Source organism: Bartonella sp. PS7NMGDW, from assembly GCF_042193585.1.
Lineage (GTDB): Bacteria > Pseudomonadota > Alphaproteobacteria > Rhizobiales > Rhizobiaceae > Bartonella > Bartonella grahamii.
Window position 1 is genome coordinate 2,135 of the sequence record NZ_JBHILX010000044.1, and the last position, 1,205, is coordinate 3,339.

The 1,205-nt window shown below is 42.7% G+C and carries 1 protein-coding gene; it reads right to left on the bottom strand.

The window, feature by feature from the left end; all coding sequences use genetic code 11:
• On the bottom strand, positions 1 to 1,205 hold a 1,205-nt coding region (locus ACFIKJ_RS08840; RefSeq protein WP_375670508.1), incomplete at both ends, for a peptidase domain-containing ABC transporter.

Genomic DNA, 1,205 nt, shown 5'->3' on the forward strand with positions numbered 1-1,205 from the left:
AAAGCCAAGCGTTGGCGCTGACCACCTGATAAAAAACCACCTTGCTCTCCTACTTGAGTATTAAGTCCTAAAGGCAACTGAGCAATCAAATCGTGGCAAGCACTAACATATAGTGCAGCGTCGATTTCATCTTTAGTGGCATCTGGTTTAGCAAGAAGCATATTCTCAAGAATAGTTCCGGAAAAAAGGCAAGGATTTTGAGGAAAATACGCGATTGTTTTACGCACGCTACGGACATCAAAATTCTGTAAAGGTTGGGCGTTAATCAATATCTTTCCGCTTGTTGGGGGGTAGAGTCCACAAAGGAGCTTCGCCAAGGTTGTTTTTCCGCACCCTGAAGGACCAAGTAACATAATTGGTTGCCCAGGTTGTAAACAGACATCAAGATGATTGATAATGGACTTATCTCCATAAGAAAAACAGAGATCGTTGGCTTCAAGATGAGGAGGAGCGCTGAGTTGAAGAGGCGGCTTTTCTTCTTCCCATTCTGAAGGGGAGTTAAGAATATCGCCCAAACGAAGACGAGAGATTTTCAAATGCTGCCATTCTTCCCATAGGGATGCAAGGCTTAAGATAGGACCAGAAACATTTCCAGCGAGGAGATGAAAGGCAATAAGTTGCCCTAGCGTAATCTGGTTTTGAAGAACTGCTTGAGCACCAAAAAAGATAATAAAAATAGTGAAAAGATCACCAAAAATATGGCTCATGGCTCCATTGAGAAGATGTAATTTACTGGTTGTAAGGCTTTGATCTAAACTACGGGCTAAAGTTTCTTGCATGCGTATTGTATGAGCAGATTCTTTTACGTGTGCTTTAATGGCTTCAAGATTGGTAAAACTTTCAATAAGGCGCGATTGATGGGCAGCTTGAAGAGTGAAAGCACGGCGTAATTGGCGGCGCAAGAAGGGACCGACTAGCGCTAAAGAGCCCATTTGTAAAGGTAAAACAATAAGGACAATGAAGGTCAGTTTCGGACTAATGGAAAAGAGTGCAGCAATATAAATAATGGCAAAGAGAACATTTAGCACAGTTGTGGCGATGGTTCCTGTTAGAAACCCGCGAATTGTATCAACTTCTCCAATACGTGAAAACAATTCTCCCACTTGCCAACGGCGTAAAGTGGGCAAGGAGAGACTTAAAAGATGGGTGTAAATGCGCCGTCCAAATTCTAGCGTAAGCCGATTGGCTAAATAAGCTCCTAAGTA